17 protein-coding genes and 1 pseudogene are annotated in these 19,056 nt (G+C 56.4%); 8 read left to right on the top strand and 10 right to left on the bottom strand.

Going from position 1 to position 19,056, the window contains the following annotated elements; all coding sequences use genetic code 11:
- Positions 1 to 3 precede the first annotated feature (3 nt).
- Both HVA01_RS12695 and HVA01_RS12690 read left to right on the top strand, forming a co-directional pair.
- Positions 4 to 924, top strand: coding sequence for an ABC transporter permease subunit (locus HVA01_RS12695; protein WP_146875774.1), 921 nt, complete (start codon positions 4 to 6; stop codon positions 922 to 924).
- 38 nt (positions 925 to 962) lie between these two features.
- On the top strand, positions 963 to 1,811 hold the full coding sequence (locus HVA01_RS12690; RefSeq protein WP_174787781.1) for an ABC transporter permease subunit: 849 nt from the start codon (positions 963 to 965) through the stop codon (positions 1,809 to 1,811).
- A gap of 6 nt (positions 1,812 to 1,817) precedes the next feature.
- On the opposite strand, the gene HVA01_RS12685 is transcribed toward HVA01_RS12690, so the two are convergent.
- Positions 1,818 to 2,027 (bottom strand): zinc ribbon domain-containing protein, encoded by a 210-nt coding sequence (locus HVA01_RS12685; RefSeq protein ID WP_146875773.1) that lies wholly within the window; start codon positions 2,025 to 2,027, stop codon positions 1,818 to 1,820.
- A 147-nt stretch (positions 2,028 to 2,174) separates the two neighbouring features.
- Between HVA01_RS12685 and HVA01_RS12680 the strand changes: the two genes are divergently transcribed.
- Positions 2,175 to 2,603, top strand: a complete 429-nt coding sequence (locus tag HVA01_RS12680) for a DUF3617 domain-containing protein (RefSeq protein WP_146875772.1) — start codon at positions 2,175 to 2,177, stop codon at positions 2,601 to 2,603.
- Positions 2,604 to 2,687: 84 nt separating this feature from the next.
- Here HVA01_RS12680 and HVA01_RS12675 read toward each other — a convergent pair whose 3' ends face one another.
- Together HVA01_RS12675 and HVA01_RS12670 are read right to left on the bottom strand one after the other, a co-directional pair.
- Positions 2,688 to 5,825, bottom strand: a complete 3,138-nt coding sequence (locus HVA01_RS12675) for an efflux RND transporter permease subunit (RefSeq protein WP_146875771.1) — start codon at positions 5,823 to 5,825, stop codon at positions 2,688 to 2,690.
- A complete protein-coding gene (locus HVA01_RS12670) occupies positions 5,825 to 6,907 on the bottom strand; it encodes an efflux RND transporter periplasmic adaptor subunit (protein WP_146875770.1) in 1,083 nt (360 codons plus the stop codon). The genes HVA01_RS12675 and HVA01_RS12670 overlap by 1 nt, the downstream gene beginning before the upstream one ends.
- Positions 6,908 to 7,042: 135 nt before the next feature.
- Between HVA01_RS12670 and HVA01_RS12665 the strand changes: the two genes are divergently transcribed.
- Positions 7,043 to 8,227 (top strand): BaiN/RdsA family NAD(P)/FAD-dependent oxidoreductase, encoded by a 1,185-nt coding sequence (locus HVA01_RS12665; RefSeq protein WP_146875769.1) that lies wholly within the window; start codon positions 7,043 to 7,045, stop codon positions 8,225 to 8,227.
- 33 nt (positions 8,228 to 8,260) lie between these two features.
- Here HVA01_RS12665 and HVA01_RS12660 read toward each other — a convergent pair whose 3' ends face one another.
- From HVA01_RS12660 to HVA01_RS12645, 4 genes are all read right to left on the bottom strand, one after another.
- Positions 8,261 to 8,596 carry a YqjK-like family protein gene (locus HVA01_RS12660; protein WP_146875768.1) on the bottom strand — a complete coding sequence of 112 codons (336 nt, stop codon included), beginning with the start codon at positions 8,594 to 8,596 and terminating at the stop codon, positions 8,261 to 8,263.
- Positions 8,571 to 8,975 (bottom strand): phage holin family protein, encoded by a 405-nt coding sequence (locus tag HVA01_RS12655; RefSeq protein WP_146875767.1) that lies wholly within the window; start codon positions 8,973 to 8,975, stop codon positions 8,571 to 8,573. The genes HVA01_RS12660 and HVA01_RS12655 overlap by 26 nt, the downstream gene beginning before the upstream one ends.
- Positions 8,975 to 9,307, bottom strand: a complete 333-nt coding sequence (locus HVA01_RS12650; RefSeq protein WP_146875766.1) for an ElaB/YgaM/YqjD family protein — start codon at positions 9,305 to 9,307, stop codon at positions 8,975 to 8,977. The genes HVA01_RS12655 and HVA01_RS12650 overlap by 1 nt, the downstream gene beginning before the upstream one ends.
- Positions 9,308 to 9,385: 78 nt before the next feature.
- On the bottom strand, positions 9,386 to 10,417 hold the full coding sequence (locus HVA01_RS12645) for a phospholipase A (protein WP_146875801.1): 1,032 nt from the start codon (positions 10,415 to 10,417) through the stop codon (positions 9,386 to 9,388).
- A gap of 195 nt (positions 10,418 to 10,612) precedes the next feature.
- On the opposite strand from HVA01_RS12645, the gene mscK reads away from it, so the two are divergent.
- The gene (gene mscK / locus HVA01_RS12640; protein ID WP_146875800.1) at positions 10,613 to 13,909 is read left to right on the top strand and encodes a mechanosensitive channel MscK; all 3,297 of its coding nucleotides are present in this window, start codon (positions 10,613 to 10,615) and stop codon (positions 13,907 to 13,909) included.
- A gap of 6 nt (positions 13,910 to 13,915) precedes the next feature.
- On the opposite strand, the gene HVA01_RS12635 is transcribed toward mscK, so the two are convergent.
- The 3 genes and pseudogenes from HVA01_RS12635 to HVA01_RS12625 all read right to left on the bottom strand — a co-directional run.
- Positions 13,916 to 14,674: a TlyA family RNA methyltransferase gene (locus tag HVA01_RS12635; protein ID WP_146875765.1), complete on the bottom strand. Its 759-nt coding sequence runs from the start codon at positions 14,672 to 14,674 to the stop codon at positions 13,916 to 13,918.
- Positions 14,675 to 14,701: 27 nt separating this feature from the next.
- On the bottom strand, positions 14,702 to 16,744 hold the full coding sequence (locus tag HVA01_RS12630) for a hypothetical protein (protein WP_146875764.1): 2,043 nt from the start codon (positions 16,742 to 16,744) through the stop codon (positions 14,702 to 14,704).
- Between the two features lie 30 nt (positions 16,745 to 16,774).
- Positions 16,775 to 17,158: pseudogene (locus HVA01_RS12625) on the bottom strand (carboxylate--amine ligase); the annotation flags it as partial.
- A gap of 171 nt (positions 17,159 to 17,329) precedes the next feature.
- Between HVA01_RS12625 and HVA01_RS12620 the strand changes: the two are divergent.
- The 3 genes from HVA01_RS12620 (at position 17,330) to HVA01_RS12610 (ending at position 19,053) form a co-directional block, all read left to right on the top strand.
- Positions 17,330 to 17,659, top strand: a complete 330-nt coding sequence (locus HVA01_RS12620) for a DUF1820 family protein (protein WP_035583969.1) — start codon at positions 17,330 to 17,332, stop codon at positions 17,657 to 17,659.
- Positions 17,660 to 17,749: 90 nt separating this feature from the next.
- On the top strand, positions 17,750 to 18,385 hold the full coding sequence (locus HVA01_RS12615; protein WP_146875763.1) for a TIGR04211 family SH3 domain-containing protein: 636 nt from the start codon (positions 17,750 to 17,752) through the stop codon (positions 18,383 to 18,385).
- Positions 18,386 to 18,420: 35 nt separating this feature from the next.
- A complete protein-coding gene (locus HVA01_RS12610; RefSeq protein ID WP_146875762.1) occupies positions 18,421 to 19,053 on the top strand; it encodes a class I SAM-dependent methyltransferase in 633 nt (210 codons plus the stop codon).
- Positions 19,054 to 19,056: the final 3 nt, after the last annotated feature.

Raw genomic sequence — 19,056 nt, 5'->3', positions numbered from 1 at the left:
TAAATGAAGCCATCTCGTTTGTCAGCACGTCCTGCAACAATGCTCAAGCGTTGGCAGTTAGGGCGCCGGGCCGTGATCGCGTTACCGCTTGTGTGGCTAACGCTGTTCTTTTTACTGCCCTTTGCGCTGGTGCTCAAAATCAGTTTGTCCGAGGCGGCGATTGCCATTCCGCCTTATGGCCCGCTGCTTGAGTACGCCGACCAAACGCTGCATGTCTTTCTTAATCTGGGCAACTATCTCTTTCTGCTTTCAGATTCGCTGTATATCGCCGCCTACTGGGGGTCGGTAAAAACCGCGTTTATCGCCACAGCAGCCTGTTTGCTACTGGGCTACCCGATGGCTTATGCCATGGCCCGGGCGTCAGCGCGCTGGCAGCTGCTATTACTGCTGCTGGTGATGCTGCCGTCGTGGACGTCGTTTTTGATTCGCGTCTACGCCTGGATGGGGATTCTCAGTAACAACGGGTTAATCAATAACCTATTGATAGGGCTGGGTCTGATTGATACACCGCTGCGCATGATGAACACCCAGTTTGCGGTGACTATTGGCATTGTCTACGCCTATTTGCCGTTTATGGTGCTGCCCCTGTATGCCCACTTAACACGCATGGACAACTCGCTGTTAGAAGCCGCGTCGGATCTTGGCTCGCGTAAACTCAATACCTTTATCAAAGTCACTTTACCGCTTTCCATGGGCGGTATTGTGGCGGGTTCGATGCTGGTGTTTATCCCGGCGGTAGGCGAATTTGTGATTCCTGAACTGCTTGGCGGCCCCGATACGCTCATGATCGGCAAGGTGCTGTGGGAGGAGTTTTTCCTCAATCGCGACTGGCCCGTGGCGTCCGCGCTGGCGATGGTGATGCTGCTGCTGTTACTGGTGCCGATTGTCTGGTTCCATCGCTACCAGTCCCGCGAACTTGAATAGTGAGGCCAGAGTGATGAGGGCTAAGTCATGAGGGCTAAATGATGCGTACCCTGCGGCGATTTAACTTCTCCACGGTCATGCTGGTGCTGGGCCTGCTGTTTCTCTACCTGCCGATGGTGGTGCTGGTGGTGTATTCGTTTAACGCCTCAAAACTGGTCACGGTGTGGGCGGGGTTTTCCACTCAGTGGTACGGCGAACTGTTTCGCGACCAGCAGATACTCTCCGCGGTATGGACGAGCCTGCGCATCGCGTTTTTCGCGGCCAGCATGGCGGTGTGCTTGGGCACCGTGGCCGCCTTTGTGATGACCCGCTTCGGCCATTTCCGTGGCAAAACGGCGCTTTCGAGTATGGTGACGGCGCCGCTGGTGATGCCCGAAGTCATAACGGGCCTCTCGCTGCTGTTGCTGTTTGTACAAATGGCGCAGATAACCGGTTGGCCTGCCGACCGGGGCATGGCGACGATCTGGATTGCCCACACCACTTTTTGCAGTGCCTATGTGGCGGTGGTGGTGGCTGCGCGTCTACGAGAAGTGGACCACTCGATTGAAGAGGCGGCGATGGATTTGGGCTCGCCGCCGTTGAAAACCTTCTTCTCCATTACGCTACCCATTATTACCCCCGCGCTGGTCGCCGGTTGGCTGTTGGCGTTTACGCTTTCCCTGGATGACCTGGTAATAGCCAGCTTTGTCTCAGGGCCAGGGGCCAATACGCTGCCGATGGTGGTGTTTTCGTCGGTGCGCATGGGCGTGTCGCCGAAGATCAATGCGCTGGCCACCTTGATTATCCTGACGGTGTCGCTGGCGACGTTATTGGCTTGGTTTTTTATGCGCCGCAGCGAAACGAAGCGGGGGGCCGCCCTACAGGAAGCCGCCCTGCATGACGACTAATTCAAGCTATAAAACGTCGTCGTCGCGTCCAGCCACCACGCTCTCAAGCTCGCCGGTGATGGGCGAGATGATAATTTGTAGCTGGATGGGTGCGCAGCACTGATGGCAATCTTCCCAGGTGTCGTGGCTGCCCTGAGACGTGTCGATCAGAAAAGTCAGCGGCGAATCGCAGTAAGGGCAGTGAAAGTCATAGTTGACCAGGGCGTCATCTTGCATTGTTGGCTACCTTGTATTGCGGGTGCGCTGAATCGGTTTGTTACCCCCTCAGTGTAGCAGTGTCGCCGTCGGGTAGGGCATCGTGGGATTGAATCAGGTAGGATATCCAGGCGCTAAAATTCCTAAAGCAACGCAGTGAGAGTAGCGATGATGTTACGTAACATGGCAGTAGCGGCCCTGGTGGCCTTTCCGATGGTCGCGTTGGCTGAAACCCCCAATGTGGCCGCTGGTGAGTGGGAGTTCGTGAGTAAAACCAGCGTCAGCGGCGAAATGGAAATTCCGGATCAAACCGAAACCGAGCGTCAATGCATTACTCAGGAAGAGCTTGATGGAAGTGAATTTGGCTTCATTGAGGAAGAAGAAGGCTGCGAGTTGCTTGACCAGGACATGAACGCGGACGGCCTAAGCTACAGCATGGTATGCCGCGCCGAGGGTGGCGAGGCGACTATCGACGGCGAAATGCGTTTTATGGGCGAGCGCATTGAAGGCAGCGTGGATATCCTTACCCAGTCACCCATTGGCGAACTGAATATGAACACCGTCATCGAGGGTGAATACCTCGGCGAATGCGAGTAAGTAAGCAAGCAAGTAAGCAAGTAAGCACTGCAAGGCCGCCCTCGCCGGGGCGGCCTTGCTAGTTGGGTTCAGGCATTGCCGTGGTTAAACGTCTGAGGCGCCGCTTGGTGCGTTGGCTATTTCCTCTTCCAGCTGTTGCTTGACCGCCCCAGGCGAGCCGGTGTGGCGCGCCAGCAAGTCGTAAGCCACAGGCACCACAAACAGCGTAAACAGCGTTGCCGAGCCTACCCCCGCCATAATCACGGTGCCGATGACCAGGCGCGACTCAGCCCCTGGCCCTGTCGAGACGATCAACGGAATAGCGCCCGCCATCGTTGTCACCGCGGTCATCAAGATAGGACGCAGGCGCGTCACCGAGGCTTCAATCAACGCCGTTCGAAACGCTTTACCCTCGTCGCGTAGTTGGTTGGCAAACTCGACAATCAGAATGCCGTTTTTCGCCGCTAGGCCAATCAGCAGCACCAAGCCAACTTGGCTGTAGATATTCAGCGATTGACCGCTTAGCAACAGCGCAAGCAGGGCGCCACTCATGGCTAACGGCACTGTCAGCATGATCACAAAGGGGTGAATCAGGCTCTCAAACTGCGCCGCCAAAACCAAAAAGACCACCAGCGCGCCGAGAATCAGCAGAAACGCGGTGGCGCCGCTGGCCTGTTGGAAGTCCCGCGAGGCACCCGCCACATTGGTTTGCGCCTCTTCGGGTAACAGGTCGGCGGCTATCTGTTCTAAATATGCCAACGCTTCACCAAGCGGGTAGTCATCTGCCAGGTTGGCTTCAATGGTAATCGCCCGTATGCGGTCAAAGCGGTTCAGGGTGCTGGCACCGGCAAAGTCGGAAAGGGTGACCAGGCTTGCCAGAGGAATCAATTCCCCGCTACGTGCTGAGCGCACCTGAATGTTATCCAGCGCCCGTGGGCTATTCTGGCGGCTCCGGTCACCTTCTAAAATCACATCGTATTCTTCGCCGTCGTCCACATAGCGGGTGACGTTGCGGCCGCCTAACAGAACTTCGAGCGTACGGCCAATTTCTGTCACAGTCACGCCTAGCGAAGCGGCGCGCTCATAGTTGATGTCTACCCGCAACTGCGGCTGGGTTTCGTTGTAGTTGCTCTCCAGCGCCATCAAGCGGGGGTTGTTGGCGCGCACATGATCAATCAAGGTGTCGCGCCACTGGGCAATTTGCTGGTAAGTGCCGCCCCCCAGCACAAACTGCAGCGGTTTTTGGGTGCGTTGACCAAAGCCTTGGCGCATTACAGGGAAGGCCTGCACGCCTGGCAGGGTACTTAAGCTTTGACGCACCTCCGATATAATCTCCCAAGCACTGCGGCGGCTGCCCCAGTCGGCCATATTGACGATAATAAAGCCGCTGTTAAAGTTTTCAATGTTGCCGTAGCCACGCGGGGCGCGAACCACCACGCGCTCTAACTCGCCGCTTTCCACCAGTGGTGTCATGCGCGCTTCGATCTCATCCATATAGTCCATCATGTAGTCGAAGGTGGCACCTTCAGGGCCATTCACTAACACGATAAAGTTGCCGCGATCCTCCTGCGGGGTGTATTCGGTGGGCAGCGCCGTGGCCAGCCAGGCGGTGGCGGCAATTAGCAACGCAAACAGAGCGACGACGAGCCAGCGCAGTTTAAGCATCCACTCTAGCGACGCCTGATAGCGGCGCTGAGTACCGCCGAGCAACCACTGCACGGCGTTGCCAATGCGGCTGTCGTGCATGCCCGGCTTAAGGATTTTCGAGGCCATCATGGGCGTGAGCGTCAGCGCCAGCAGGGTCGAAACCACGACCGCAGCGGCCATGGTCAGTGCGAACTCGGAAAACAGTCGGCCAATATCGCCTTGCAGCATGCTGAGTGGCACAAAGACTGCCACCAACACCAGGGTGGTGGCGATGACTGCAAAGGCGATCTGTCGGGTACCGCGAAAAGCCGCAACGAGCGGGGTTTCGCCGTAGTCGTGCATGCGTCGGTTAATGTTTTCCAGTACCACGATGGCGTCATCGACGATCAGACCAATAGCGAGTACCAGCGCTAACAGCGTTAACAGGTTGATCGAAAAATTCATCACCGCCAGGGCAGTAAAAGCGCCAATAACCGCAATCGGTACGGTCACCGCGGGTACCAGAGTGGTACGCAAATTACCCAGGAACATAAAGATCACCACCACGACCAAGCCCATGGCGATAAACAGTGTCATAACGACCTGCTTAATGGCGCCAGCGACAAACAGTGAGGCGTCGTAGTTCAGGCTCAAGGACATGCCGTCGGGCAGAGTGCCCTGCAGGCGTTCAAGCTCTACCTGTACGGCATCGGAAAGCTCGATCACATTGGCTGTCGACTGCATGATCATGCCCAGGCCAACCATGGGCATGCCGTTAGAACGAAAGACCGAGCGATCCTCTACCGCGCCGACTTCTACCCGTGCCACATCGGCAAGGCGTACCAGATAGCCGCTGTCGCCCTGATTGAGGGCGGGCGGGTTCAGCGCCAAGCGTTGAAAATCTTCGGCACTGGCAAAGCTACGGGGCAGGCGCACAATGAACTGACGATCTTCGGACTCAAGCGACCCCGCCGGGAGTTCCACGTTCTCGGCGCGTAGTGCCGCTTCTATATCGCTGACGGTGAGTCCGCGGGCGGCCATTGCATTGCGGTCCAGCCAGACGCGCATGGCATAGTCGCTACCGCCGCCGACACGCACTCGAGCAACGCCAGGCTGAACGGAAAGGCTGTCGACCAGAAAGCGATTAGCGTAGTCGGTCAGTTCGGTGATTGAGTAGTCTTCGCCAGAAAGGCTTAGCCACACGACCACTTCTCCACTGCTATCGGCTTTGGTCACCTCGGGGTTGTCAGCGTCGTCGGGCAGGTTGCGCAGCGCCCCGGCAATACGATCGCGAATATCGTTGGCGGCGGCGTTGATATCGCTATCAATGCCAAACTCGATCTCAATTTGAGAACGGCCGTCTTCGCTTTCTGAGGTGATCAGCTCTATGCCTTCAACGCCCGCAATCCGGTCTTCTAATACTTGGGTAATGCGCGTTTCCACCACGCTAGCCGAGGCGCCGGGATAGCGGGTATCGATGGTGACCACCGGCGGGTCGATGGTGGGGTACTCTTGCAGCGGCAGACGATTGAGCGCCAGTAGGCCAAAGGCAATAATCAGCGCCGCGATGACCATCGCCAGCACCGGGCGCTGAACGGAGATATCCGATAAGCGCATTAGCGGTCAGCCTCCAGTAACGCGCGGATATCGGTTTCGTCGTCGGCAATGCCGATTAACCTGACTGCTAGGCCATCCCGGGCCAGCTGCAGGCCGTGAAAAACAACTAAATCGCCCGCCGCGAGTCCCTCGACAATTTCCACGTCACCCTGGCGTCGTTCGCCGATCTCGACCTCTTGCTGAGCTAATCGGGTGGTTTCGTCGCTCTGTTTAATCAGCATCACAAAGTGACGATCTCCGCTGGGCTCAATCGCCGCTTCGGGAATTACAATAGTGTCGCGTACACGCTGCTGAATGGTCACTTCCATTAGCATGCCGGGGCGCAGGCGCCCATCGGCATTATCGAGTTCAGCGCGGACGCTTACGCTGCGCGTTATAGGGTCGATGCGCGTGCCGAGGGTGGCAATTTCGCCGCTAAACACCTCATCGAAGTAGGCAGCCGTGGTGGTGTTCAGCGTTAGCCCAGGCGTCAGCCGGCCGAGATACATCTCAGGCACGCTGAAGTCGAGCTGCATCACGTCCAGTTTATCCAGCGTCACCAGCTCCATTCCTGGGGTGACCAGGGCGCCAATGCTGATATTGCGGAATCCAACACGGCCGCTGAAGGGGGCTTTTATTTGGTAGTTGGCCAGCTGAGCTTCAATGGCTTGAATGTCTGCGTCTGCTTGGCGTAAACGCGACTGGCTATCTTCCACGTCGGCGCGGGCCGCCAGGTTGCGCTCTTGAAGCTGCGAAGCGCGATTTGAGGCGTTGCGGCGTTCTTCGCGAAGTGCCTGAGAGGCTCTTAGTTGCGCCTGTTCTTCGCCATCCTCCAGGCGAATCAGCAGTTGCCCCTCTTCGACCTGCTCGCCGTCGCGGAAATTGATATCGGCCACGATTTCCGTGACGGTGGCGGATAGCGTGACGCTCTCATCCGCGCTAAGCGTCCCTAACGCTTCAATTGGATCCGACCAGGTGGTTAGCACCGCCCGTGTGCCGATGACCGAGGGCGCCGATTGGGCAATCGCCACACTGGCCAGCAGTAGGGTGAGGGGCACCAGTGTGATTCGCAACAGCTGTTGTCGATGAAAGGGCAAAAGCATAGTGTTCCCAGCGTTAGATATTATTTATACAATAATTGTATAGGGTAATCTGATCATATAGTAATTTTTAAGCCTGACCCTGTTAGAATGCCTGCTTTTTACAGCGGGAGTCGCCCTCATTATGAGCTGTCCATTATGATCTATGACGTTGTCATCATCGGTGCTGGTGCGGCTGGCTTAATGTGCGCGGCGCAAGCAGGCTATGCCGGTAAGCGGGTGTTAGTGCTTGATCATGCTAATAAAGCAGGCAAGAAGATTCTGATGTCCGGGGGCGGGCGCTGCAATTTTACCAATCTGGGTACCACGCCACAGCACTTTTACTCGTCAAATCCTTACTTTTGTATTTCGGCCCTCAAACGCTACCGGCCTGAACACTTTGTCGAACTGGTGGAGCGCCACGGCGTTGAACACGTCGAAAAAACGCCGGGGCAGCTGTTCTGCGCCACCTCGGCAAAAGAGATCGTACGTGCGCTACTCACCGAGTGTGAATGGGCGGGAGCCGACATAAAGCTCAGCACCCAGATTACCCGCGTGGCGCAGCAGGGCAGTGCCATGCGGCTGAGCACTTCGATAGGTAACATCGATGCAGGCGTGGTAGTGGTGGCATGCGGCGGCCTTTCCATTCCGAGTATGGGGGCGACAGGGTTTGGTTACGATATTGCCCGCCAATTTGGTTTAGAAGTGTTTGCTACCCGCCCAGGGCTGGTGCCGTTTACCTTGAGCGATACCTGGAAGGCACGCGCAGCAGAGCTTTCCGGCGTCAGCGTACCCGTGGCCGTTAGCGCAAATAGCCGCCGCTTCGTAGAGCCGATGCTATTTACCCACCGTGGCTTGTCAGGCCCGGCGATGCTGCAGATATCCAGCGTTTGGCAGCCGGGCGAGAACCTTACGGTTGACCTGTTGCCTGGTGAGAGCGTGGCGGAATCGCTGCGTGAGGCGCGTCAGGCAACGCCCAAACGCCAGCTGTCTACCTGGCTTGGCGAGCGCTTCCCGAAACGCTTGGCGCAAGCGCTATTGGAATGGTATCCCGACCATGACCCGGCACGCCCACTGGCGCAATACGCCAACGCGGCACTGGATGAGTGGGGGGCAAGACTTAACACTTGGCAATTAAAGCCAGCGGGAACCGAAGGCTGGCGTACGGCCGAGGTCACCATGGGCGGGGTCAATACCGATGCGGTGTCGTCCAAGACCTTTGAGGTTAAAGGCCTGCCGCAGCTGCGCTTTATTGGTGAGGTGTTGGATGTAACGGGAGAGCTTGGCGGGTATAACTTTCAGTGGGCGTGGGCGAGTGGCGTAGCCTGCGGGCAGTCCTGCTAGGCAACGCCTCTCGCCCATGCAATAGCGTTAAAATTAATTAGCTGCTTTGGCTAATAATTTCAATTTCTTGAGTAGCATATAGCCCGCCAGAATTTTTCTGCCTGCCGCCATTGCGCCACCAGGGTGGCGCATCAGCTTGTAGGCGGTAAAGCCACCGACAGCGTAGAGCGGCAGCTTGAAACTTTGCCAGTTTCTATCCAGTGGTGACGCGACTTGTTGCAGGTAGTCGCTATCCACCAAGATGTCGACGCGCTGCTGCTCAAGCTCGGCTAATATTTGCGCTTTGCGCTCGGCACGGCTGGGTGGTTTCGTGGATGGTTTCGTGGATGGTTTCGTGGATGGTTTAGCGGTGTCTGCGGATGGTTTCATCACTTGGTTCCTCAAGCAGTGCTCGATCAGCGGCAAGCTGTTTGAGTGTTTCTTTTAAAAGCGAGTGGCGCTTTGATTGGCGAATCGCGATCCACGCTAGCAGTAAACTTGCCCCTATCAGCACGCCCGCACTAATCGCAATCGCGATTAAGCGATAGCTGTCCCAGAAAAGCACCACGACCAAGGCGGTCAGCGTTGCGATACCTAATAAAAGCAACAGCAGGCTTGCCCCGGCGAGAAGCAGCAAGACCATTAAGCGAGCACGTTCTTCCTCTAACTCAAACACCGCCAAACGCAGGCGAGTTTCGCTATTAGCAATCAGCGAGTTCAGCAAACGTTTGGCGGCAGAGAAGACGCGTTGGGTCGGACCCAAAGCCATTAGCGACGACCGAGCAGCAAGCCGATCACCATGCCTGCAGCGGCACCAATGCCAATGCTTGTCCAAGGGTTGTCGCGCACATAGCGGTCACACGCATCGGCTTGATAGGTCAATGAGTCGCGGGTGTCGTCATAAATACGTTCACCGCGTGCTTCAAGACGCTCACGGGTATCTTTCAAGCGGCGCTCGGCGCGGCTACGCAGGTCGTTCATCTCGCCGCTGGCGTCCTTGGCCGTCGCGTTGACCAGCTCTTCAACGGTTTCGCTTAAGTGGCGCAGATCATCTTTGAGTTGATCGGCTTGAGTAGAATACGTTGGTTGACGTTTAGCCATGAAGTCTTCCTTTGACGAATGAGTGTACGTGACTGCTATTAGCATAGCAGTCACGTACGAACAGACAAGCGAATGCGCCTATCGGTTCAGCCCTGAGGCACTAAATAAAGGGTTTAAACTAAACCCAATGCTGAGGCGGCTTACGCGATGATCGTAATCGATCAAGCTCTCACCGTAGCCATAATAGTACTGAACATGGGCTCGCAAGCTGTTGAAGGCGGGCCAGCTGTAATCGATTTGGGTGCCGATATTGCCGGCACTGGGGTTGCCACGCAGCTGAGCACTCACTTCATGATTATTGTTAAGCCGCTTTGCCAAGCGGATATCGCCGTAGCCCATAAAGCGCTCAATATCGGGATTATCGTCATCGCCGGCGGATTCTGGCACGCGCCAATGCGGCGCCAAGATGAATGCCCAGTCGCCGCGTTGGAAGATGCTTTCAAGGTAGACCCGGTTCCAACTGCGGGAGAGCGGGGCAGAACGGCCGTTAGATTGATGGTTGAAAGCCACCCGATTACGGGTATTCACCCAGCCTAACGCCCCCCAGGCATTGTCAAAGTCGATAAACACTTCGGGTTCGTAATTGGTCTCGCGGAATGGCGACGAGGCATCTGTGTTGTAGGCCTGCCACCAGCTGCGCTGGGTATAGCCAAAATAGAGGTCACCGTAGTCACCGAATAATTGTTCCGCAAGGTTAACTTTGACACTAAGCTGGAATTTTAGCTCTGTGCCATCCACCGGCGTGTCGTCAGAAATACTGCGAAAGTTTTCACGATTTTGGTTGTCGTTATAGCTGATCGGAAATAGATAATTGGTGCGGTGGGTAGTGATTGAAAAAGGGTTCCGACTTGACTCCTGCTCCAGCTCACGGCGCTCGCTTAAATCTTCCCGAGCAGTCTCTTCCGGTAGCGCGTCAAAGGGTAAGCCTTGTAAGGCGTCATTAGGTTGTTCGACTTGCTGAAGCTGTTGATGCAGCTGGTAAAGTTCAGCGTCGAGTGCGCGTATCCGCGCCTTAATCTCTGCTTGTGTTTGTGCTAGGGCATCCGCGCTAAAGGCGGCAAGACTGAGTAGGGCGAGAAGCTTCGTGAACAGCAGTTTTCGGGTGATCATGGTGACCATCAGGGTGGCTCGCAAAATGAATGAATCGACAAATGTCGAGGCTGTTTCTATCAGGCTGCCTGCGGAAGTCAACAGCGCTGATTGCGCTGGCTATCAGAACGTCTGACAATACGCCTTTATCCGTGTCTGCGGAGTTTTTGATGTCAACGAGGCATAAGTAACGTGGTGAGATGCGCCAGCCAGTGGATCGTAACGTGTTTGTTCCTGCTGCTTATCAACGGCAGTTTTACGCCTAATACAGCTTACGCCCAGGTACTAGAACGCGTGCCTGAACGGGCCGAACTGGCCTCAAGGCTTGCGGAGCTCGAAGCCATTGAAGCCGACGCGCTGACGGCCGAGCAAGCCAGCGACAAAGAAGCCTTAGAAGCCGCGTTAGACGCTTATGCAAGGCTTGCATCGGTGACTGAACGGCTCGCTGCGTTAGAAGCGCGTATTGATCAAGCCCCTGAGCAGCTAGCCCGGCTAGAGCGTGAGCTGAGCGAGGCCGAGGAGGAATCGCAGCAGCTGTCGGTGGCTGACTTGAGTGATCGTCCTCTCGACGAGCTAGAAACATTACAAACCCAAGCCGTGGTCGAACTCCAGCAGTTACAAAGCCAGCTAGCGGAGGCTAGCTCGCAGTTGCTCGCCGCTCAAACGTTGCCTGAGCGTGCCCAACAATCGATTGCTGAAACCCTCCAGCGTGCCGAGAGTTTACGCCGACAGCACGATGAGCGCGAGGCTTTGCTGTCGGATCGACAGCTTTCCGCGCTAAGCGATGCGCGGTTGATCCAACTACGCCTTGAGCGAGCAGTCGCTGAACGCGAAGTGAGCTTTTACCAGCGCGAATTAAGCGCAAATAGCCGCCTACGCGAGCTGGCTCAGCAGCGCCGCGATATGCTGTTGACGCAAATCGATTATCAAGAGCAGCAGCTCAACATGCTACAGGGGGTGATTGACCGACAACGGCGACTGGCCTCTGAGCAGGCCATTGCCGACGCCGCTCGGGATAACCCGTTGATTGCCGCCGGTCATCCGGTGGTGGTGCAAGCACAACAAACCAATGAGTCATTAAGCCTTGAGCTACTGCGAGCGACAGATCGTTCCAACAGCATTGTGCGCGAAAACATTGAAGCCCAGCGCCAGTTGGAGCATGTGCGGCAGTTGCAGCGCAGCCTTAACGAACAAATTGACGCCATACGCGGCAGTCAGCTGCTGTCGCGTATTTTGCGCGAACAGCGCCAATCACTGCCGCCTTTGGCGGCACGGCGAGATTTACAGGACGAAATCGCTGACCTGCGCTTAAAGCAGTTTGATTTGGTACGCCAGCGAGACCAGCTACGCCAAAGCGAACAGTTTGCCACCCGGCGTTTAGAAGCGGCGGGTGTCGAAGCCACGCCAGGACTCGTGGACTCGCTCACGCGGCTCTATCAATCGCGTCGAGAGCTGGTCGAGCAGTTGGAACAGACTTACAGCAGCTTATTAAGCACGGCTATCGAGCTACAGCTTAATCAGCAGCAGCTATTAACCATCACCAGCGAGCTGCGTGAAACCATCGATGAACAGCTGTTTTGGGTCGCTAACAGCCGCCCTCTCGATGTTAACTGGCTGCGCCAGCTGCCTCACAACCTGCGCACTGAGTGGCGAGAAGGCGAGTGGCGCGCCATTTTGCCTACGCGCTGGCAAGGGTTCTCGTGGGAAGTGCTAAAAGGGGCACCGCTTGTGGTGCTTAGCCTAGTACTCATCGGGCTGCGACGACCGATTAAGCAGCGCTTGGCCAAGCTACATTCGCAAATTGGGCGACTCAAGAGCGATACGCAGCTCCATACCCCCAAAGCTGTGCTGCTGAATGTGCTATTAGCGCTGCCGGGACCGCTGGCGCTGGCGGGCGTTGGCGTTGGGCTGCTGGCCACGGCAGAGCCGCTGGCTAACAGCGTTGCCCCGGCACTGCTGCAGTTAGCGCTTAGCTGGGCAGTGGTGGCGTGGGGGCGCAGGCTGCTAGTCGACGATGGCGTAGCCGTCCGCCATTTCACCTGGTCGCCTGTATACACTGCTCGTTTGAGGCAGCTCTTAGGTGGCTTAGGTATCGCTATTGTGCCGGTGATTGGAATTGCGGCGTTGTCGGGTGAGATGGAAACGCCGTTAGCGCTGCGTCCCGTCGCGTTAGGCCTTTTTGCAACGGGGTTGCTGGCCATGAGCTGGATGCTAGCCCAGTTGATACTGGCGCATGTGCCGGTATTTGGCGTGCACTTATTTCGCTTATTGTTAGGGCTGACCATGGCGTCAGTGCCGTTGTTTCTACTTGGGTTAGTAGTCTGGGGGTACGAATATACCGCGCTGCGCCTAATCGGCCGGTTTGCCATTACGCTTTATCTACTCGGCTTATGGGTAGTGGTGGAAGCCACCTTGGTGAGAAGCCTGGCAGTTGCCGCGCGACGGCTGGCCTATCGCCGTGCGTTAGCTCGCCGCCATGCGCAATTTCAGGAAGGCGCCGAAGGCGGGCTTGAAGTAGTCGAGGAGCCGCCGCTCGATATGCAACAGATCAATAGTCAGTCGCTGCGGCTTTCCAAGCTGATTGTCTTAATTGGCTTCAGCGTGCTGCTTTACCTGGTTTGGTCGGATTTACTCTCAGTGCTGAGTTATTTAGACAATGTATCGCTGTGGGAGGCGCAAGAGGGCGACTTGGTAGGCAGCGTGCTGTCGATTTCTGATGTGTTTACCGCCCTGTTGGTGGTCGCCATTACCTTCATTATGGCGCGCAATTTGCCCGGCCTTCTGGAAGTGATGGTGCTATCACGGCTGACGTTGAAGCAGGGCAGCGCCTACGCCATTAGCTCGCTACTCTCGTACACCATTGTGGGCACCGGGATCGTGATGGGGCTGGCGACGCTGGGCGTGTCTTGGGACAAGCTGCAGTGGCTGGTGGCGGCCTTGAGTGTGGGCTTGGGGTTTGGCCTGCAGGAGATTTTCGCTAACTTTATCTCGGGCTTGATTATCCTGTTTGAGCGTCCCATTCGGATTGGCGACACCATTACCCTGGGCAATTTGCACGGTACCGTCAGCCGTATTCGTATTCGCGCCACGACCGTCATTGATTTCGATCGTAAAGAGATCATTATTCCCAATAAAACCTTTGTCACCGACCAGCTGATTAACTGGTCATTGTCGGACAATATTACGCGGGTGATACTCACTTACGGCGTTGCCCACGGCTCGGATATGGCCAAAGTGCACCAGCTGTTACGCCAGGTGGCGGATGAAAACCCCCGCGTGCTAACCGACCCAGAACCCCAGGTTTTCTGCCTCAGTTATGGCCAGCACAGCCTTAATTTTGAGCTGCGGATCTTCGTCAACGACGTCATGGATCGTTTGTATGCCGCCGATGAGATTAACGGCCGAGTCGATGCGCTTTTCCGTGAAGCGGGCGTGCGCGTGGCGTTCGAGCAGATGGATGTGTGGTTACACCCAGATCAGGGCGAGGCGGTAAACGTGCAGTCGGCTAATTAATGTTTTTTAAGCCTCTCTTACCGCGTGAAGGAGAAATTCGCGGTTGCCGTCGCCGCCGGTAATCGGGCTCTCCTGCCAATGGCGCAGGGTCAGCCCGCAGTCGTCACAAACGCGGCGAATATTGGCTTCTACTTGGCTAAAACGTTTGACGTCGCGAACCACGCCGCGCTTATCCAGCGCGTCGGCATTCAGCTCAAACTGGGGTTTTACCAGCGAGATCAGGTGGCCGCCGGTGGGTAGCAAGGCGGCGATTTCGGGCAAAATCAACGTTTGGGAAATAAACGAAACGTCCATGATGGCGCTATTAATGGGCTGCGTGGAAAGCACCTTGTTAAGCGTGTCGTCACAGCTCATCGCACGCGCGTTTAAGCCTTCCAGGCAGGTGACGCGCGGGTCGCCGTGCAGTTCAGCGGCGAGTTGGCCGTGGCCAACTTCCACGCCTATCACATGCCGTGCGCCGTAACGCAGCGCACAGTCGGTGAAGCCGCCTGTCGATTGACCAATATCCAGCACAACGCAGTCGTCAAAGCGCATCGCGAGCGTTGTCAGCACGGCCTCAAGCTTTAAGCCAGCCCGGGATGCATAACGTTCTTCAGGGTCGTCTTCTACCGCAAAACGGGTATCGTCAGGCCATTTTGCGGACGCTTTGGTTAAGGGGGAGCCGCCATCGGCGAGGCGTATCCGCCCATGGCGGATCAGCCGCTGGGAGCGGGTACGCGAGTTGGCCAGCCCTTGGCTGACCAACAGCTGGTCAAGTCGCATCATCAGTATGTAGGTCGCTAAGCGGTTCGGTTACCCCAGGTCAGGCGGCGCACTAGGGCCTTGGTCTGCCTGAAGTTCGGCAGGCGGCAGGCGCGAGGCTCCCCAGCTACGGTGCAGGTAGTGTTTAACGTTTTCCAGCTCGTCGCTAGTAACAGACACCAGCTCACCGCGCTCGAGCGGGTCATAGTGATAGATATACAGCCGCGACGCAAAGCGTTCAAAAGTCAGCGAGGCTTCGCCAAACCGCTCGCCGTTGCCCGAAGTGCTGACTATCGCGCCATCGCCCCAATCCTGACCGCTATCGTTGTTGGGGTTATAGAAATACACCCGCATCACGTCAGTCGGATCGAGCGATACCCGCAGAATGGTAATCGCGTGCCAGCCGATAAAACGCGCGGCGCTGTCGGTGACCGCAATCCCCGCCGGTTGCGGATGAATCAGCGGCTGGTTGCCATTGTAGTAAGGGTGGTAGCAAGCGAAGAAGTGACGCACAAAATCGTCGACCTCAAAGAGCTGGCCAGTGGCAACATCAACATTGATACGAAAGCCGCGGCCCGACCACCAGCCGTGGAACTCGGGATTCACCCAGCGGTGAGGGTCGCCTTCGCGGCCAATGCAGCGTCGGCCCATTTCTGCATAGATACGGTCCAGGTGGGGCACAACGATCAGCGAAACGGGGTCGAGGTCCATGGGTAAAGCGGTGGCAACGCCGGAGAGGCTTGCCATTGATGAGATGGCCTGGCCTTCGAAATGCATAACGATTTCATCGTCACGCGCCGCCCAAGCGACCATTTGCAACAAATAGTCCGGGTCGTTATACGCCCACATAGACAACGCCCGGGCGGACTGGCAAGTCGGGTTATTGCCTTGGCCAACCCCCAGCGGCAGGCCCAGCATACACAGCACGCCTTCTATCAAACGGGCGCGTGCCGAGACGCTCTCGCCATAGGCCATGTTAAGTCGCGACTGCGCCCACTCGGAGAGCGGCAGATTAAGCTGTCGCCACATTGCCGGTGCGACCGGTGGCTGATAGAGAATGCCGCGTTCAAGCATCAGCGCCAAACCATAGACCGCTTGCGAAGTGGCAGGGTAAACGCCGCTACGAATCAGGGCGTGGACCAACTCTCGGTAGCAGAGCAGGCAGTCACGGCCGGTCGAAGAAAGCCCCAACGCTTCGGAGACCAGGTGATCACCCTCTTCAAGCAGATAGCGCAGCAACACTGCATGATAAGGCGATACCAAGCCGGTATCGTGCATGGCCCGCGCAAACCCTGTGGATTCAGCCTGCAGGGCGGCTTGGTCCATGCGCTCCAAGCGATCGCGATAAATGTCCACGCCGGGGTCTTCGCGGCAGGCCTGGGTGGGGCCGTAAAGCGAACTAACCAGCCGATCGGCGCCCTGGCCGCTGGCGCCAAGGTCAATCGCCGGATTGGCTTGGCACAGCGCGATCTGGGTGATCATCTGTTTAATCGCGTCTACCTGGATAGGACGCTGCTTTAAAATGCGCCAAATCTCATCGATCAGCTGATCAACAATGTGTTCGTAGCCAATCCGCTCAGCTAAGTGCTGAAAAAGCTGGCGGGGAATGGTGGCAAGTTGGCCCTGGGTTTCGCGCTCCGCCTCGCTGGGCGGCAAGAACAGCAGCCAGAGATTAATCGCCATCACCTGGGTGAGATAATGGTGAGCATGCTCCGCAGACACGAGCGAATGGGCATGTTCGCCTTTAGCGACAGACAGCAGTCTAAGCTCGCTTAATGCCTCGATGACGACCACGTTAGCATCCGCGCTTTTGAGCGCGAAGGGCGTCAGGGTGGGCACTAAATACTGGGGCGTTTCCCAGTCAGAGCCTAAAAATACGCCTGCCTGTTCATAGGCTTGCGTACGCTTTTCTAATGCTTCGCAACCGCCATCCTGCAACAGGACAAGCCGCGCAGTGTCTAGCACTTGCGGCAGTTCGGCGGCCTTTGAGAAATCGGGCGACTGCATCAGCAGGCGTACGGCCTCATCAAATTTGCTCAATAACTCGTTGAGCTTGTTATCTTCTTGAGAAGACGTGAGCTGATCTGTCTTCACGGTGACTCCTTATCCCTGCGTTAACGGGAATTATACATAGAAGTCGAGACCTTCTGAGCGTTCGAGTAGATCACGAATCGTATGTGTATCCTCGCCTTTGAAGTAGGCCATACCCCAATGGGTACCCAACGCGGTGCGTTTAGTGGCGGTTTCTTCTACGGGTGTGGTTAGCTCATGAGATTCAAAGTAGGGATGATTTTCAGTTTCTTCGGGAATTTCCAAACGGCCCACCACCTGGCAGGGTGGGCAAGCGCCAAAGCAACCCGCAAAGCCATTGGCATCGACCACTTCTTTCGGGAAAACGTGAGTAAGTTCCCTTTTAGTTGTGTTCAGATCGAATACTACCATAGAGCTTTGATAAGCGTTGAAGCCGTATACGCCAGCTAACAGGTCAAATGCCTTGAAGCTGGACGGTAAACAGAATGTGTTGACCAGTTTCTTCACCATACACCAAGGTGCGTACAGTCGGCCAACCGATGCACTGGGCGTCGCATTAACGCAGGTTTGCCTAGAGGCGCGCTGGCGCGGATATGGTAAGCTAGGCGGTTCAACTTCATGTACAAATGGCAAGAGGAAAAGGCCAAGATGGCGGCCAAACCGATCTACCGTGTAGTGGTTCACCAGCAGGGTGAAATTTGGGATTTATACGTCAGAGAAATATTTCAGAGCGAACTCTGGGGCTTTATTGAAGTCGAGGAGTTTGTCTTTGAAGATGCTTCACGGGTGGTCGTTGATCCTGCGACTGAAAAATTGCAGCGGACCTTTGATGGTGTTAAGCGTAGCTACTTACCGTTAAACGCCATTGTGCGCATTGACGAAGTTGAGCGTGAAGGGCCATTGAAAGCGGTCAAAACCGATGCCCGTGTAGCGGAATTTCCTCGTCCCTTTCCGTTGCCTCCGCGCGGAGAAGGGTAAGCGTTTGAGACAGGCGCGCACCGCTGAACCAAGCGATAAGCGCTGTTGGCTCCGTCCGCCTTGCAGCGTTTTTAATCAGGACATGATGTCATGCACGTAACTAGAATTCGTTTTCGATCTTACGCCGCCGCGGCTGGCGTTTTGCTCAGTGTGGCGAGTATGGATGCCCTTGCCCAGTCAGATAATCAGGCGTGGGTGACCGATGAGCTTAGCACCTATGTGCGCAGTGGCCCTACCGATGGCTACCGCATTATTGGCACCTTGAATGCGGGTGAGCAGGTGGAAGTGCTGGAAACCAGCGGCAACTACACCCGGGTACGCAATAGCGACGGCAATACGGTTTGGGTGTTGAGCGAAGAGCTTCAGCAAACCCCCAGCGCCGTTGAGCAACTGCCCGCGTTAGAAGCCCAGGTAGAAGAGCTAACCGCCGAGCTTGAAGGTATCAACGATGCCTGGGAGCAGCGTGTTGCCTCAATGACGGAAACGCTGGAGGTTCGCCAACGCCGCATTGAAGAGCTTGAAGCGAGAAATCAAGAGTTGGATAGCCAGGCAGAAGCGTCTCGCCAGCAGGTCAGAGGGCTTCAAGCGCGCCTTGAGACCCAGGAAGAAGACCTTTTGATGCGTTACTTCATGTATGGCGGCGGTGTCGCTGGCGCAGGTTTATTGGTGGGGTTAATTGTCCCGCACCTGCCACGTCGGCGTAAAAAGCGTGATCGCTGGTTCTAAAAACGCGTCTACCACTAGCTAAAGGCAGCCGAGTAATGAGTGATCAGTGGCGCAAGCGCTGGCAAGAGGGGCGTATTGGCTTTCACCTGCAGCAGGCACACCCGGCACTGCTGCGTCATTGGGAGTCGCTTGGCGTTGCCACGCACACCAAGGTGCTGGTGCCATTATGTGGCATGAGCCTTGATATGCGCTGGCTAGCGGATAAGGGGCACCCAGTGCTGGGGATTGAATTTGCCCCCGAGGCGATAGAACAGTTTTTAGACCAGCGCCGCTTCCCCGTGTCACGTTACCGTCAGGCGGGTTTCAATATTTCCCGTCAGGGCAGTGTGGAGTTGTGGTGCGGGGATTTTTTTCATTTGCATATTCAGCAGGCCGCTGAAATTGGCGCTTTTTATGATCGCGCTTCGCTGATAGCGCTGCCACCGGCGACCCGGCAGCGCTACGCGTTTCACCTTGCGCAGTTGGTGCCGCCCGGTGCTAAAGGCTTACTGATTAGTTTAGCCCATGGAGATGATGCCTCAGGCCCGCCTTACAGTGTGCCCGCCAGTGAAATTGAAAGCCTGTTCACACCTAATTTCACGCTCACCTTTTTAGAGCAGGGCAGCCCGGATGAGCGTGGCCGAACGGAGAGCGTGTGGGCACTCGAACGGCGCGGGCCGCGCTTTTAAGCC

Source organism: Halovibrio variabilis (assembly GCF_007991175.1).
Classification (GTDB): Bacteria; Pseudomonadota; Gammaproteobacteria; order Pseudomonadales; family Halomonadaceae; genus Vreelandella; species Vreelandella variabilis.
Note: the sequence above shows the minus strand (reverse complement) of the source record. Positions and strands in the feature narration are given on the sequence as shown.